The sequence below is a fragment of the Anaerobacillus sp. QJM3NY_32 genome (assembly GCF_056173645.1).
In genome coordinates, this window is the sequence record NZ_CM149684.1 from 4,020,898 (window position 1) to 4,037,818 (window position 16,921).

The 16,921-nt window shown below is 42.8% G+C and carries 8 protein-coding genes; all 8 read right to left on the reverse strand.

Annotated elements, in window-relative coordinates; genetic code table 11:
- Positions 1 to 48: 48 nt before the first annotated feature.
- Positions 49 to 2,499 carry a cell wall-binding repeat-containing protein gene (locus tag AC0VYH_RS20585; protein WP_475373061.1) on the reverse strand — a complete coding sequence of 817 codons (2,451 nt, stop codon included), beginning with the start codon at positions 2,497 to 2,499 and terminating at the stop codon, positions 49 to 51.
- 183 nt (positions 2,500 to 2,682) lie between these two features.
- Positions 2,683 to 6,663 (reverse strand): cell wall-binding repeat-containing protein, encoded by a 3,981-nt coding sequence (locus AC0VYH_RS20590; RefSeq protein ID WP_475373062.1) that lies wholly within the window; start codon positions 6,661 to 6,663, stop codon positions 2,683 to 2,685.
- Positions 6,664 to 7,183: 520 nt separating this feature from the next.
- Positions 7,184 to 8,062 (reverse strand): DNA-processing protein DprA, encoded by an 879-nt coding sequence (locus AC0VYH_RS20595; protein WP_475373063.1) that lies wholly within the window; start codon positions 8,060 to 8,062, stop codon positions 7,184 to 7,186.
- Between the two features lie 52 nt (positions 8,063 to 8,114).
- A complete protein-coding gene (locus AC0VYH_RS20600) occupies positions 8,115 to 8,732 on the reverse strand; it encodes a transposase (RefSeq protein WP_475366130.1) in 618 nt (205 codons plus the stop codon).
- A gap of 350 nt (positions 8,733 to 9,082) precedes the next feature.
- Positions 9,083 to 14,596 (reverse strand): alpha amylase N-terminal ig-like domain-containing protein, encoded by a 5,514-nt coding sequence (locus tag AC0VYH_RS20605; RefSeq protein WP_475373064.1) that lies wholly within the window; start codon positions 14,594 to 14,596, stop codon positions 9,083 to 9,085.
- A 179-nt stretch (positions 14,597 to 14,775) separates the two neighbouring features.
- Positions 14,776 to 15,162 carry an SMU1112c/YaeR family gloxylase I-like metalloprotein gene (gloA2, locus tag AC0VYH_RS20610; protein ID WP_475373065.1) on the reverse strand — a complete coding sequence of 129 codons (387 nt, stop codon included), beginning with the start codon at positions 15,160 to 15,162 and terminating at the stop codon, positions 14,776 to 14,778.
- A gap of 71 nt (positions 15,163 to 15,233) precedes the next feature.
- Complete coding sequence (locus tag AC0VYH_RS20615; protein ID WP_475373066.1) at positions 15,234 to 16,001, reverse strand: SDR family oxidoreductase; 768 nt, start codon at positions 15,999 to 16,001, stop codon at positions 15,234 to 15,236.
- Between the two features lie 147 nt (positions 16,002 to 16,148).
- Entirely contained in the window at positions 16,149 to 16,910 is a 762-nt protein-coding gene (locus tag AC0VYH_RS20620; RefSeq protein ID WP_475373067.1) for an SDR family oxidoreductase, read from the reverse strand.
- Positions 16,911 to 16,921: the final 11 nt, after the last annotated feature.

Sequence of the window (16,921 nt, forward strand, 5' to 3'; positions counted from 1 at the left end):
TATCAAAAAAGCGCAGGAGACGTTCCCCGCGCTTTCTTAATAAATGGATTACTTTTTGAGCTGATCTAAAATGTCGTTACTTACAGCATTTTCTCCACCAAGAACGTTGAAGTCATAAGCTTCCATGTCCTCGATCGCTTCTGCTGTTTCTTTCGGAAGCATATTCGGCTTCACTAATAGCATTGCAGCATTTTGTTTCGCTGCAAGAACAGATCCTGAAAGGGCATCAGCAAAGTTCATGCCAGTGGAAACGTAAACGCGTGCTGAAGGGTTAAGATTTGTAGCAATATCAGCCGCTGTACCGAAACGATTGTCCCCTGCATAGCGATCTTCAGCATGTAGCTTCGCATCGAGCTTACCGTTAACAGCTGTTTCGCCACCAACGATGATCGATCCATCAATGCCTTTAAGCGCATTGCTAGTTGCTGATGGAATTTCATCCGCTTCTGTTAATAGAATTGGATAACCTTTCTGTGCAGCGTATGGCGCAATTGCAAGAGCATCCGGGAAGTTCATGCCGTTTGCTACAATCGCTTTATTTGGAGATCCGCCAAGACGCGCTGCAATGTTTGCAGCTGTATCGAATCGGTTGTCCCCTGCAATACGCTCAACTTCAATTCCCATACCTTCAAGCTGGAATTTCACGTAATTGCTTACCGCACTTGTGCCACCAAGGATAATGACATCTTTCGCACCAAGACGTGCAATTTCTTCTTTCGCCATTTTATTCAGTGATCCGCTTTCTGTTAAAAGAATTGGCGCATCGTATTTATAAGCAAGTGGTGCTCCTGCTAGTGCATCCGGGAAGGAATCGCCACGTGCGAGAACAACCGTATCTGCAGTTTCCCAGCCTTCTTGCGAAATTTTCACAGACGTTTCATAGCGCGTTTCACCCTGGATACGCTCAGCATCTGCTTCAACGATACGTGCTTCGTCTTTCGCTTTAACTGTTCCAATTTCATCGAGATACTCTGTAAATACTTCAAAATCTACGAAGAAAAGTTCGTTCATACGACCGTCAGCGGCAGCTTCACCCATTGCATCGTATCCGTCGCCACCTTGAGCGATATATGCGTTAGTTGCAACAGTGTAAGTCGCTTCTAGATCAATATCTTCATAGCCGTTTTCAGTTTTCACATTTACATCTAAAATTCGTTCACTAGAAGGAAGATCTTTATCAAAGGAATATCGAAGTCCTGCTACTTGAGCAAAACGACCTTCCTGAGTTTCGACACCGCTTACCCCATGCTCCAATGAATCAATGATTTCTGCACCAGTCATATCAAGCGTGACGAGGTTGTTACCGAATGGCATCGTTGTGAGAACTTCTCCTAACGTAATTGGTCCCTCATCGATTGATTCACGGATTCCTCCGCCGTTCGTGATTGCGATTGTTGCATCAGTAAACTGCTGAGCTTTGTAAAGCATGCCGTCTGTAATTAAGTTTCCTAGATTCGTTTCACCTGTTCTAACGGATGCACGTTTTCCATTAAGATAAACGTCAGATTGACCGACTACTTCTTTCTCAATTTCCTCGAGTGGTTTCTTCAGTTCATCATAGAGAGCTTTTGCTTCTTCGTTAGGCTCGAACTTACTTTTACTACCCAAATCAAGAAGTTCATTATCCCAATCAGTTAGCACGCCTTCTTCGTTAAACGTCACTTCAAGATCACCCAAGAAATTGCTATATTCATTTGCTTGTACAACTAGAGTTGGATCTTCAAATGTATCAACTACAACCGCTTCTTCAATTGTTGTGTGGCTATGACCACCAACAACAACGTCGATGCCTTCTACTGATTTAGCTAGTTCAACTTCAACCGCTTTTCCGAGGTGAGTAAGGGCTACGATTTTGTTTACGCCTTTATCCTCGAACATTTTAATCATCTTTTCAGCTTGCTCCTGATGATTTTGGAAGGAAATCGTTTCGCCAGGGCTTGATAGCTCATCTGTTGATTCAATCGTTAGACCGAACACACCCACTTCTTCGCCGTTTACATCAAGGATAACGGCTGGATAGATGGTACCATCATCACCAGTCATCGCCATTTCATTTTTATATAGAGGGCTAAGATAAGGATCTTTGCTGTAATCAATATTTGAGCTTACGATCGGGAATTTCGTTTGCTTGACGAACTCAGAGAACGTCTTTGGACCCTCATCAAATTCGTGGTTACCCGGTACCATCGCATCGTATTTCATCATGTTCATAAATTGTACGTCTGCGAGACCTTTATATTTATTGAAGAAAAGCGTACCAGAGAAAACATCACCAGCATCTAATAAAATTGTATTGGCGCGAGCTGCACGAATTTCTTCTACAGCTGTTACTCTTTTTGGAGCATTATCTAGATGCGCATGTGTATCATTTGTATGCATAATTGTAAGATCAAAATCGCCCGCTGCCGCCTTAACAGGTGTGGACGGTGAAGCTGCTGCAATTCCCATTGCTAATGCCGCTGTTGATAGAACGCCGAAAAGAGGTTTTTTCATATTCATGTAAGTAATCCCTTCCCTTTCGAAAACTCAAATTTTGTCGGAATGTCTCCGCGATTTTCATTATATACTAGACTACTAGGTGAATGTTCCTTTTTGTCACAATAGTTAACATATTCAAAACATTACTTTATAACTAGTTTCATAGAAAAGGAGAAGGCGGAGAATTCCCGCCTTTTTCCCAGTTTAGTTGTTCTTTAGTTCATTCATTACGTCGTCGCTAATAGCATTCGTGCCACCAAGGATGTGGAAGTTGTGCATGTCATTTTCGTTAATGGCTTCAGCAATTTTCTCTGGAACCTTATCTTTCTTAACGAGCAGGATCGCTGCATCTTCTTTCGCAGCAAGAACTGAACCAGCAAGCGCATCAGCAAACTTCATTCCTGTTGCTACTATAGCTGTGTCTGCATCTGGTGTTAGAGCGGTTGCGATCGTTGCTGATGTTGCATAGCGGTCATCTCCGCTAATTCGAACGGCATTGGAAAGACTGTCTACAACCTTTTCACTGATTGCACTTTTTCCACCAACGACAATTTGCTCGTCTGTTGTGTTTAATATTTTCTTCGACACAGCAGGAAGCTTGTCGTTATCCGTTAGTACGATTGGATAGCCATTTTTGGCTGCATAAGATGCAACAGATAGGGCATCTGGGAAGTTAAAGGCATTCGCCAGGATCGATTTTTCAGGCGTCCCGTCAAGCTTCGCTGCAATGTTCACAGCTGTTTCGTAACGCGTTTCTCCTCCGATACGATCAACTTTCAGCCCAAGGCCTTTTAGTTCATATTCTGTGTAAGACGAAATTGCGGATGTTCCACCAAGAACGATCGCTTTTTTCGCGCCAAGACGTTTAATTTCTTTCTTAGTAGCAGTGTTTAGCTTGTTTTGTTCCGTTAAAAGGATTGGTGCATCATATTTGTACGCAAGCGGTGCTCCTGCAAGGGCATCCGGGAACTTATCGCCTCTTGCGATCACTACTGTTTCAGCACTTTCCCATCCCTTTTTCGAAACTTCAACCGCAGTCTCATAACGTGTTTCTCCTGAAGTGCGGTCAACGCTGTTGTTCATTTGAATCTTCGCAAGCATTGGATCGTGATCACTTGCGCGGCCATCTGCTTCACTAAAATCAGAGTTAATGTTAATGCTATCAATCATCGTACGGTTTGCTAGATTGTTCGATACGAGAATATGATCGAGCACCTGCGCATTTCCTTGATAGTTGTAGGAGTAGCGTTGCTCTGTTGGAAGCTTTTTGACCATATTCGTTAGTACGTCGCCTTCAAGCGTTTGGATTGGCTTTGAGAATTCAAAGTCATTCAAGTCACCTAGAACAACAACCTTGCCATTATCCATGTTCGTCACGACGTCATTTACGAAATTGTTTAAGATGGACGCCTGTTTCACACGCTGTACTTCACTTCCTAAAACAACAGGGTGATCAGCGCCAAAGAGTGCGCCATCTCCGCCTTTTGAATTAAAATGGTTCGCTACAACAACCACTTTTTCACCATTAAATTCAAATTCAGCAGCAAGTGATTTACGGGAATCTTCAAACGCTTCATTTGTTGGATCAATGCGTCCAGGATTAAGCGTTAGTCCGTTTTCATCGACGCCAACTGAAGTTGTTGCATCACCAGATTTCTTCTCAGAGAAATTAACGCGATCAGGATTATAGATGAACCCAACGCGAATATTTCCACCAGGCTGTCCGCCATCTGTTTTATCCTCAGGTGCGATTTCAGTAAACTTGTATGTTGGGCCGCCTGCTTCTTCAATCGCTTGAATAATCGCTTCATAAGATTCGTTTGCACTTGTCGTGCCGTTATCTGTAGGACCATTGTTATCTTGTACTTCGACTAAACCAACGATGTCTGGTGTTTTCATGTTCTTTACAATCGATTCAGCAATTTTGCCTGTTTTCTCTTCCCCAACACCAGGATAGTAGTTTTCAATGTTATAAGAAGCAACAGTTAGATCGCCTTCTGATGACTCCATTTTCGTTACTTCACGTTCTGTATTACCATCAATCACGGATGGGAATGTGCCCGTTGGACGGATTTTGAAATTACTGTAATCGTAGCTCACGATTCCAGTGACGGAGCCATCGAGACGATCACCAGTCGTTACGTCAATATCAATACCTTCAACGTCAATTAAGAGACGTTCAGGGTTTGGATCTTCTGCTGAAAGCAGCAGTCCGTTTGCACGAGTAAGAAGTTGATCTTCACTTGTGTTTACGTATACAGGAAGCTCATCGTATTTCACAGGCCCTGTTACGTTTGCATCCGGAATCTCAATAAGCATTCCTTCAAGACTTTCATAAAAGTCCAGTCCATCTGTTTCAGGATCAAAAGATTTCATTTCGTCATCTTCTACGATTTCAGTTGGAGGCGTGCGGTCTGTTCCGATTACGATCGCTTCTGGCAATGTGTTATCGGAAGAAGCAACTGTAATGGAAGAGGCAGTAATTTGAGTAGTTAGAAGGTCTTTCGCGTCACTATAACCACCTTCTTTATACTCTTTCACCTGACCGTCTACTTCTACTTTGTCGCCAACGTTTACGCCAGCGCCGCCGCTTTTATAAACATAGATTCCTTCTGAAGTGGAGTTGCTATCGTCAGGATTTACTTCTTGCATGTAGAAGGCGTTATTGCCGTCTTTTGCCGTAACGATCCCAGCAATTTTCGTAACAGCCATTCCTTCATAAGGAGAAGTGTGGTCTGAACCTTGAATATCGTGAATGCTAATGCCATCAGCAGACTTTAAAACAGTGTAATCAAAAGTGGCGACTTCACTTAATTTATTGTCTTTGGCTGCTACGGCTTTAATCGTTGTATCTTCAGTTAGTTCAATTGGCGCTGTGTATTCTGTGCTTTCAGCTGTCGGTTCGCTACCATCTGTTGTGTAATGAACCGTCGCACCTTCTTCTGCTGTCGCAAGCTTCACCATCGTGCCTTCAATAACAGATCCTGATGCAGGATTTGCCGTTACTGAGAAAGCTGTTTCGATAACGTCAGCTGCGCTTCGAGTTACGAGTTTGTATTCGTTAAAGTTGTAGTCAATAACACCTTTAAGAATTTCATAGGTTTTACCTACTTCAAGTAGAGACTTATTTGTTGGTTTAATGACAAATTCACCTGAAGCGTCTTCAGCAGTGAAATTACCATTGCCATCGACTGACTTAACAGTGACATCATTAAATTGTGTGAATGCAGCTTCATGCTGTTCACCGTTATCTTTGGAAAGATCAGTGGATATGAGTGACTGAGGGGACGGGATACCTTTGTCTTCCGTTGTGATGGCTACATTAGAGGCACTAGTTTGTACTTGCTGCATGCCATAATAATCTGACATGGCGCCTTCTACAGTTACTTCATCACCTGGTTGAGCCGTAATGCCTGCAGCACGCACAATAATGGCAGCAGTGTCATCCTGGATAAACAGGTTCGTTTGGCCGCCAGTTTCAAAGGATGCTGTGGCAATGCCTTTTATTTTCACTTTTGTACCGTTTTCTACTTTTCTAGCATCAGTGATTGTTGAGAGTTCGATAGGTTCTGGATCTGGGTCTGGAGCTGTGCCGTCAGATTGGTGGGCACCGAGGTAGTCAGTCGTGTCTTTTGCATATTGAGTCCATTCTTTCGTAATGTCTACTGCATCAGTAGTATCTGTATCACCAGATTTAACTGAACCTTTACGAACAAGCGTCATATCTTTCGCAAAATCGCCGGCTGAACCAATTTGGCCAATAGAATCAATAACAGTGTCTGTTTTTTTGAGGACAACAACATCATTTCCGTTAAAATTAACGACGGATTGATTTGTTACATCAGCCTGATCTAAAATTGACTGATTGGATTTTTCGTGGGCAAGTACAAAGACTTCTCCAGCGGCAAGCTTACCTTCTAATGGTAAAGAATATTGTGGAGTGGTCTCCCCATTGGAGTAAAGTTCAAGAGTGTAGTTTGCTAAATCAATTTCATTTTCTGTTCCATTGTAAAGTTCAAGCGCTTTGTTGAAGCTCCCACCTTCAATGTATTCTGAAATGATTAAGTCCTGAAATGTGTCTTCAGCTGCTGAAGCATACTGAGAAACAGGAAGCGCGAAAAAGCTAAGAACCATTGAGAATATTAGCGCAAAGCTAATAAAACGACTGGTTGACCTTCGTTTCAAATTTCATCCCCCCGGATATGTAGTCGAATTTTGGTGATGATACCACCAATTGTCAGTATACAATAACTTTTGACCCAGATGTGTAAAAATAGCGTAAATTGTCTAAATTTAGATGGCGCTTTCATTTTGTGGTAGGGGTCAGGCGCGAGCCTGACCCCCTTCACATACAAAACCGCTGTTTTCGCTGCTTTTGTCCGCGTTCACGGGACACTAATTGTTCCTAGAAAACTCTTTCTTCAATCTTTCACATTGTAAAGAAACGGTGAAATTAATATATAACGATAGATTTCATTTTTCCTTACTCTTTCATTTTCTGCTCACATACTAGTCTAAAGTACTAGTTTCCAATCACAAAGAAAAACCACCCTATCGATGGCTCGATTGGATGGTTAAGAGGCAGGTTTATCTTCTTCTTTCTTACATCTCTTCCCTGATGGGTTGGATCCATCATGCTCTAGTCGGGGAGATGATCTTGAAGATCCTTGAGGGATCATTACACGTTAGTCTAGCGGAGAGTATACTAGTTTGGTGACTCAAGAGTATGTGGGTTTTCTAATTCGTTTTCAATTGAATGAAAATCAATATAAGGACGTATACCTTGCTTCATTAGACAGTTTGTCCCCTGCCTAAATCGAGCATCATTGCTATTGAAAACAGAGACGTTTCTTGCTTGCTTCCGCGCAAAGTGAGCTGTCGTCATAGCACCACTTTTCACTTTAGCTTCCATAATCACGACATGACTTGACCATGCACTGATTAACGCATTTCGCTGAATAAATTGCTTTGGTGTAGGTGCTGTGCCAGGTGGATACTGCGATATGACAGCGCCTTCAATTGATATTGCTTCGAAGAGCGAGCGGTGCTCTTTCGGGTAACAAGTATCAACTCCATTTGCAACAAAAGCAATCGGTTGCCCACAATTTGCGAGGCAGGCAGTGTGAGCAGCATGATCGATTCCTTTAGCGAGACCACTAATAACAGGGATGTTCAGGCTTGAGAGTTTGGTGGATAACTCTTTCGCAGCACGTCGCGCCTGATTAGAACAAGAACGGGAACCAACTATTGCGACAGAAGGTAAGCTTGGCTTGATATGACCTTTGTAATATAAGAGAACGGGCGATTCAGGAACATTTTTTGCATAAACAGGGTAAAGCGGGTCATCTCGGGGTAATAGCCAGATCTCCTTTTGCTGAACAAGTTCGAGAATGCGCTTTGGTTTCTCAAGTGAACGGGTAGCCATTATTGCTTCGCGTGCAAGACGAGAGATTCCACGGACATTCTGAAGTTCAGAGAGAGAGGCATCATAGACTCGTTCAGGAGTTCCGAAAGCGGTCAACAGCTTTTTTTGTGTCACCGGACCCACATGCGGAATCGAACTTAGCCAGATCCAGCGCTCCATTCGTTCACTTCTCTTTCGTGATTAATTTTTATGGCAGGATTTTTTCCCATCGTTACTCTGGAAGTTTGGAGAGCACATACACTTTGCTACCTTTTCGCTCTGGCCATTGTTTAACAAGATCTGGTGGTGTTGAGGATTCACTATTCTCGACATAAAGCTGGTAAGCTTCCCGGGAAGGTTCCTGAAAAAGTGAGAGTATGTAATCCGGGAAAGCGTGTGGATTCTTGCGATCAGAAATGTACGCACGATAACTGCTCCACATATAGTCCGCTGGCTTTACTACCATACGAGCTTTAACTGGATTAAGGTGGATGTATTTACTCACGTCAATTTCATAATCAATCGAATCGAGAAGTTCAGCGAAATAGCGACCTTGAAAGACATGTCCTGTGTACTCATATTTGTCGTTGAAATATCTTGCATAGTTGGAGTTGATCACTTTCATGATTTCACCAGGGGGATGATCGAAGGTTTCGATGGAGAGATGCACATGGTTAGTCATGAGACAGTATGCGTGTAGGCGAAACGGAAAAACGAGACGAGCTTGTTCTAAAAGTAATAAGTACTTCAGACGATCAATACGCTCTTCAAAAAGTGGTCCTTTTCGATTCCCTCGACAGATAATATGGTACTTAGCACCAGGGAACCAATTGCGTTTCTTACGAGCCATTCGAATTGCTCCTTTAGTAAGGAAAATGGGGAATTTCTACCATATCGGGGTTAATAATTGTAGTATACCACCTTTCAAGAATTTGGGAATAGTTAATTTGTAAATTATTCAGAAATATTTTTTAATTCATTAGAAGGAAAATGGAGAGGGAGGTAATAGAGGTGAATGAGGGGGTCAAGTACGTACCTGACCCCCTCATTCACCCCATACCGTTAAACCCTTATCCACTATAGGTTCAATGCAATTCAAGGTTCATTTGCAACGAAAAAAGTGTCCACCTGTGGCGGACACTTTTTGGTGTTTTGTCTTTTGATGGGGTCAGGCGCGAGCCTGACCCCATTAAGCATTGCCTACTTCAATCCCTCCACCACATCATCATTAACCGCATTGACTCCACCTAAAATGGTGTACGTATCTGCTTTTAGTTCTTCAATGGCTTCAGCTGTTTCAGACGGCAATTCATCTGGCTTTACAAGAAGCATCGCTGCACCTTGTTTGGCAGCTAGAACAGAACCTGTTAACGCATCAGCAAAGTCCATGCCTGTTGCGATGAACACTTGCTGAGATGAGTTAAGTTCAGTTGCAATTGACGCCGCTGTACCAAAGCGGTTTTCTCCAGCATAGCGCTTCGCATCCGGTAGCTTGCTGAACGCTTTCTCACTAACCACTGCTTCACCACCAGCGACGATCGCCTGGTCGACACTGCGAAGGGCTACTTCCGTTGCTTTTGGCACAACGTCCTGCTTTGTAAACAGAATTGGATAACCATTTTCTGCTGCGTAAGATGCCGCAGAAAGAGCATCAGGGAAGTTCATTCCACTTGCTACGACAGCTTTATCAGGATTGCCACCAAGACTCGCCTGGATATTAGCAGCTGTTTCGAAACGATCATCTCCATAGATTCGTTTCACTTTCAAATCGAGTCCTTCTAACTGATATGCGATAAATTTCGGTACGGCTGATGTCCCGCCAAGAATAATCGCTTTCTTCGCACCAAGGCGCTTAATTTCGTTTATGACCGATTTCTCAAGCCCCTTTTCACGCGTTAAAAGAATAGGTGCATCTAATTTATACGCGAGTGGTGCCCCTGCTAGCGCATCTGCAAAGTTATCTCCTCGTGCAATAACAACAGTATCCGCTTCGTCCCAGCCTTCTTTTGAGATCTCAACAGCTGTATCATAGCGATTATCTCCAAATATCCTCACTGGTTCCTTCGATTCCGCTTCACCAGCATCAGATGTTACTTTCCACGTATATTTCTTCGTATTCTTTCCAATCGCTCCACCATCGTTATTGAAAATTTTAGATTTATTTTCTTCAGATGGTTCAATTGTAATTGGTATTTCATTTTCACCATTTACTAGCTTTACTTCATGTGTGAACGTCATATCTTCATTCACTTTTACTTTCTCACCATTAATTGTTAGGTTTCCTTCTTTGATCGCATTTCCTTTAAAAGTTACCGTATCGCCTTCCACAACGGCACCATTTTCAGGAGAGTTTACGACAACGGGCATATCGATCCAACGGAAAATTTCATCTTGTACAACCATTTTATTACTGCCCTGGTTAGTTACCGTCACTTTAAGATCTGTACCTTCTGCTCCGTAACCATAGAAGCTGACGTCATCATCAGACTTATCATTACGCGTATGGTCGGCAAGTCCTTCCTGATCCCATGACTCCCCTTTTGCATATTTGTACGTTAAGACCGTTCCTTCCGGGAAAGATTTTTGTAGTTCCCAATCCGGTGATACCGCTCCATTACGAGACATTTCCCATGCACTTGTACTCCACCCATTTTGATCACCAGGCATCGTTACTTTTGCGCTAAGCGGTGTATCGTCAGGCGCATGCACTTTAAATGTTACGTCTACCATCACAATATCCGGAGTTACCGTTACTTTATTAGAAGCGGTTTGATTTCCAGCTTTGTCATACGCTACGATGCGATAGGTGTACGCTTTGCCGTTCTCAACAGCGAAGTCGGTGTACGTCACTGCTTCTGCATTATCTAGAAGTTCAACCGTTTGACTATCCCGCTCAACCGCTAATAAGTAAGGGTTGTCTGCTCCTTCAAGTGCCCAGTTTAATGTTACCTGTCCAGATTCCTTTAACGGCTCTTCAAGCTTCACAGCATCTGCAGGGGCCTTCGTATCATCCTCATTTTGAGAGAACGTGACTTCTTCTGTATTCGTTGTTTTCCACGTAGCCCCACGATCAGTTGAAAAAGCTAGTCGGTAAGCGTATGTTCCTTTCTCAATTGGGCGGAATTCCGCTTTAAATCCATTAGCCTCTTCTTCCTGTCCTGTGTAAGTCGCTTTAGACTCTTGCCACTCACCGTCACGCTTCACTTGAAGTTTTCCAATTAATCCTTCTGCAAGGCCTGATTCCGTTGCGCCATCTATTTTTACACTAGCTTCGATTGCGAAAGTGTTTGATAGATCCAACACTTGATCATCAATGACTGAAACTGAAGAAATTTCGTATTTTCCTTCTTTCCACTCGATGTGCGGAATCGTTGGTTCCTTCGTTTCCACTTTTACCGATTCATTGCCATCCTCATCGATCGCCGTTACGGCAAAAAAGTAAGATTGGCCATTAGTTAATCCATCAACGGTAAGTTCCTTGTCTTCCGTTACACTCACTTCTTCATACATCGCCCCTTGTAGCGTTGAGCGATACACTTTGTATTTCGCTGCATCTCCTGTCCAAGAAAGGGTTGCGCTTCCTTCTCCGGCAGAAACTTTCAAATCGCTAGCCGCTTTTGGTCGCTCAAAATTCTGACCTTCGTCAGCTATTAGCATGCGGCCAGTCATCGCAGGAATCGTTACCGAAACCTTGCCACCCTTCACCGTTACGCTGTCATCTTTCGCGAGTCCATCTGTAAATGATATGTTGTTTTTCACAACTTCCTTCACATTTAGCTCGATCGTTTGCGCCTTAGTACCGCGGTTCACTGCAATGATTGCTGCACCTTCATCATTCGTACGAGCAAATGCATAGACATCCCCGTCTGCATGCAGGGTTGTGAGCTTCCCGTATGCAAGAAGATCTGCATTTTCAGTACGAACAGCTCCTGCAGCTTGATAGTGCTTTACTAACTCTGCATTTTCATCTCCCCACGGATACGTGCGACGATCATCAGGGTCTTTAGAACCTGTTACACCTGCTTCATCACCGGAATAAATCGTTGGGGCACCTGGGTAACCCATTTGCAGAACCGCAGCTAGCTTTAAGCGCTGCACGCCAAGCTCGTGATCGTAATTCGGATCAAACTCAGCTCGTTCATACGTGTCAGTTCCGCCACCAAGTACATAGATTGCACGCGGCGTATCATGAGACCCCATTAAATTCATGAGCGCATGAAACGCCTCATCAGGGTAATCCTCCTGTACTGCCATCAACTTCTCATCTGTACTTGCTGCATTCCCATTTTTCAAGAAATCAAGAATAGCACCTTCGAAACGATAGTTCATCACGGAATCATATTGATCCCCAAGGAAGTACTTTGATGCGTCATCCCAGATCTCACCTAGAATCAGCGGCTCTTCCCCATCCTTCAGCGTTGCTCCGGCACCGGCCATTTCTTCAGATTTCAATTCATCACGGAACTCACGCCAGAATTCCATATCGACTTCATTTGCGACATCAAGGCGCCATCCGGAAGCCCCATTTGTTAACCATGATTTCGATGCAGAATCTTTGTCATACATAATGTAATCAGAGAATTTCTCATTGTTTAACTCACTATCATAATCAACTGCGTCTCCTTCAACGCTTTTGATTTCAGGAAGAGAATCATATCCCCACCACGCCTGATAGTCGTAGCGTTCCTTCCCATTCTCATCCTCCACTTTTTCATTTTTGATATTAAACCAGTTATGAAAGCCATATTCGTCATTAAACGTTTGGCCTTCTTTTTCAAGCTGTTTTCGTGCTTCTACTTTCGCATCTTTTTCACTCATGTCCTCGTCATTCATTAGGTCATAAATACGAGACCAATATTCATAAGCCCCAACGACATCGTACTTACTATAGCGATCAAAGTAGATGGAGTCATCCCCAACATGATTAAATACGCCATCCATAATCAGGTGCATGTCACGTTTTTCAAGTTCATCGGTAAATGCTTTAAATTCCTCAGGTGTTCCAAACATTGGATCAATCGTTTTCCAATCCGCTGCATCATATTTATGATTTGATGCTGCCTTCGCAATTGGATTTAAATAAAGGGTATTTACACCAAGGGATTGAATATAATCAAGCTTCTTTTGAATGCCTTGGATATCCCCACCAAAGAAATCGTTACTCCATATCTTATCTCCATCATAATCTGCACTGTCCGAAAGCCTTGGATTATCGGGAAGCTCTCCCCACTCCTGGTGCTCAATTGGTTCATGACCACGTGCGGTTTCCTTTGCATCATCGTTTTCTTCATTTCCATTATTAAATCGATCAGGGAAAATTTGATACACAACAGCTTCTTTCATCCAGTCTGGCGTTTCGTATCCTGGGTCGAAGACCGTTAATTGATAAAGTTCAGCATTCGTATCAACTGCTTTTCCAGCCGCTCCTTGCTTCGTATCTTCTCCATACTCCGCTTTTGCTGAACCATCACGCACAATAAATTTATAGCCGTAAAGTCCTTTTTCTTCAGGCGTTACTTTCGCTTCCCAAAAATCTTTCCCATCATTTGTGGCTGCCTTCTCCATTGAGATCAGCTTGCTTGTACCCGTATTTTGATTCTTGATGTAGAGGTCGGCTTTCGCTACATCATCTTTCTTTGCTGCTAGACGTAGCGTCACCGACTTTCCTTCTTTCACAGCACCAAACGGAGCACGATAAGCTTCTTCCCATGAGTTATGTAGAAGACTTGCCTTATTTACTGCACCATCTGACCCTTCAGCACTATAATCTGTGCTTACTTCTTTTGAATCGGCATTGAAAAAGAACGTGACGTCTGCCTTTTCAATGACGTTCAACTTTGCATTCTCTGCAGGATAATCGTCTCCCCATTTATCGCCAAGTACCACTTTATACTCATAATTCCCTTTTGGTACGCTTGTCGTAAAGGAATAGACATTATCAAATTGATCATCAGTCAGAAGCGCTGTTGACTGATCAGGGCTCCACTCTGCTCCTGCATCAATGGCAGGCTGGATCGAGCCAACAAGTCTAGGTGATTTTTCTTCTAGCGGTGTGTAAGTAGTTGAATCTGCAATCGCATGTGTTCCATCATGATAATAAAACGTTACTTTTGTTTTCTCATCCAGCGTTAATTTAAGATTGTTTCCACCATCACCATAGCTCTCTCCCCAAGATTGATTGATCGCTATTTTATATTCATAACTCCCTGCTGGAAGTTCACCAGAGAATTCATAATATCCTCCTCCCATGGCTTCCATCTTTGTTTCCTCAGCTGTTGGATCCCATTCCTTTGAAGCACCGAGCTCGTCCTGCAAATCGCCAACAAGGGTGACAATTCGTTCGTCTGTCACCTCGCCAATCGTAAAGGTACTATTATCGCCACCATTTGGATTTAAAGGATCTTTCATCCATTCATCTCCCACGATAAATTTGTACTGATGAAGTCCATCGGATAGACCATCTATCGTTAACTCCCAGACGTCATCTACCTTCTCGAGTGGAAGTGCCCCTTCCTGCCAATTTGTAAAATCACCTGCAACAAGGACCGATTCTTCGCTCCCTTCTCCTTCATAAATAAACGTAGCTGATGATCCGTCTATGAGAGGACTAACTGCTGCCGCTTTCACTGCTCCAGGAATAGCTCCAGCAAGCAATTGAATCAACAGAACGACGACGAGTGACAGTGAAAATCTCCTTCGATTACCCCTTTTCATCCTTTTCCCCCTTGAAAATACGATTAGTGAAACCGTTTGCACAAAACCGTAAATTTTAGGAAACCGTTTGCAGTTACAAATAAAAAAATAAGCTAACTGTTCCAAATCCCAGCAAACGCTTTCAAGATCTATTTTGCCACAGGATTTGGAAGTAATCAACTTATTTTTAGAAAATTTCATTATTTTTCGTACAGCTCGATCGGTAGACCATCTGGATCACTGAAAAAGGTGAAGCGCTTCATTGTAAGCTCATCCACTCTTACATCTTCAATAGAAGATACTCCTCTTTCTGTTAGATGATTAACGGTCTTATCAAGGTCTAATACTTCAAAAGCGATATGTCTTAATCCCATTGCTTCAGGGTAGCTTGGTCTCTCTGGCGCATTCGGGAATGAAAATAATTCAATTCTTGTATGATCTCCGACGGCAAGATCAAGTTTGTATGAATTTCGTTCTTCTCTGTAAGTTTCCTCGATAACCTTAAGACCGAGTGTGTCTACATAGAACTTTTTTGATTTTTCGTAATCTCCGCAAATAATCGCAACATGGTGCACTTTAGTAAACATCTGCTTCACCTCACCCTAAACGATAAGCTGACAAATGAGCGTCGTCAATAAGAAACCCGAGCAGCTAGTCATTATAACAGCGATTCCGCCCCATCTACATACATCTCTGTCCCTGTTACATGACTGGATGCATCAGAAGTTAGAAAGTAAACGACGTCTGCCACCTGTTGTGACGAACCTGGTTTTTGCTCAAGCGGATGACTTCCTTCAGGATATTCTACTGGAATTTCAATTTCTTCTACACCATCTTTTTTGTCTGTGTTTTGATCAATGTTCGTATCGATTGCCCCAGGGCAAATGGCGTTTACGCGAATGTGATATTGAGCTAGTTCAAGAGCAGCCATTTTCATAAAGGCTACCTGTCCTGCTTTTGAAGTACTATAAGCAGACATACCGAAGTTCGAAAAAGTCCGATTGCCATTTATGGAACTAGTAATAATGATACTCCCTCCATCTTCTTTCATATAAGGGATTGTATGTTTCACCATTAGAAAAGTACTTCTTAAATTTGTTTCAATCGTCTGATCCCACTCATCAACCTTCATTTCTTCAATCGGATTCAGTGTGCCATTAATTCCTGCATTGTTAAACAGAATATCAATGCGTCCCCATTTGTTAACAACTTCCTTCAAACCATATGTAACTCGTTCTTCATCGGCCACATTCACATCAAGGACAAACGCCTCTCCGCCATTTTTTACGATCGACTCCTTCACTTGTTCAGCTCGACTTTCCTTCAAATCAAATAAGCAAACTCGAAGGCCTTCTTTTGCAAAGCGTTTAGCTGCGGCTTCTCCAATTCCAGATCCACCACCTGTTATAACGGCTACCTTCTTCATATTTAGCACTCTCCTTTTTTCTGACTATTCCCGCAATCCAACTTTTTAAGACCAATATTTATCAAGAAACGAAGATTGTTTGATCGAACAAAAAGTGTTCCGTTTATCCACTATCGATAAACGGAACACTTTTCTGCCTCTCTCATTCTATCTACCTAACCATCCTCCATCTACTGCCAATAGATGTCCATGTACATAATCAGACGCCGCGGAAGTTAAATACAAAATTGTACCTTTAAAGTCTTCTGGATCGCCCCATCTCTCGGCTGGAATACGATCTAATATTTGGGAGTTTCGGGTAGCATCTTCTAATATTGCCGTATTCATATCCGTTGCAATATAACCTGGGACTATCGCATTCACATTCACGTTATGTTTTGCCCACTCGTTTGAGAGCGCCTTCGTTAACTGAGCCACCCCACCTTTAGCGGCCGCATAAGCTGGTACGGTAACCCCCCCTTGAAATGAAAGTAAAGAAGCCAGGTTCACAATTTTCCCATGTCCTTCAGGCACCATGTATCGACCAGCTTCCTGGCACAGAAGCCATACGGCTTTTAGATTAATATTAATCACATCGTCCCAGTCTGATTCTAAAAAGTCTATAGAAGGTGACCTTCTTTGAATTCCAGCATTATTGATCAAAATATCGATTCTACCGAAATGATTGATGACATTTGGAATTGCTTTCTTCACCTGATCTTGATCTTCCAAATCGCAGGGAATAATCACACACTTTCTTCCTAGAGTTTCTATTTCATTCTTTATGTCTAATTGCTCCGGGTTTCTTTGAAGGAGAGCAATGTCTGCTCCCGCTTCCGCTAATGCTACTACCATTGATTTGCCTATCCCTCTTGTAGCTCCTGTAATAGCAGCTACCTTACCTTTTAGATTAAACAACTGTAAGCTCATTTCCATTCTCC

What these genes read in the sequence shown, in the direction of transcription:
- AC0VYH_RS20585 (WP_475373061.1), bottom strand. Translation starts at nt 2,499, where the DNA reads ATGAATATGAAAAAACCTCTTTTCGGCGTTCTATCAACAGCGGCATTA.
- AC0VYH_RS20595 (WP_475373063.1), bottom strand. Translation starts at nt 8,062, where the DNA reads ATGGAGCGCTGGATCTGGCTAAGTTCGATTCCGCATGTGGGTCCGGTG.
- AC0VYH_RS20600 (WP_475366130.1), bottom strand. Translation starts at nt 8,732, where the DNA reads ATGGCTCGTAAGAAACGCAATTGGTTCCCTGGTGCTAAGTACCATATT.
- AC0VYH_RS20605 (WP_475373064.1), bottom strand. Translation starts at nt 14,596, where the DNA reads ATGAAAAGGGGTAATCGAAGGAGATTTTCACTGTCACTCGTCGTCGTT.
- gloA2 (WP_475373065.1), bottom strand. Translation starts at nt 15,162, where the DNA reads ATGTTTACTAAAGTGCACCATGTTGCGATTATTTGCGGAGATTACGAA.
- AC0VYH_RS20615 (WP_475373066.1), bottom strand. Translation starts at nt 16,001, where the DNA reads ATGAAGAAGGTAGCCGTTATAACAGGTGGTGGATCTGGAATTGGAGAA.
- AC0VYH_RS20620 (WP_475373067.1), bottom strand. Translation starts at nt 16,910, where the DNA reads ATGAGCTTACAGTTGTTTAATCTAAAAGGTAAGGTAGCTGCTATTACA.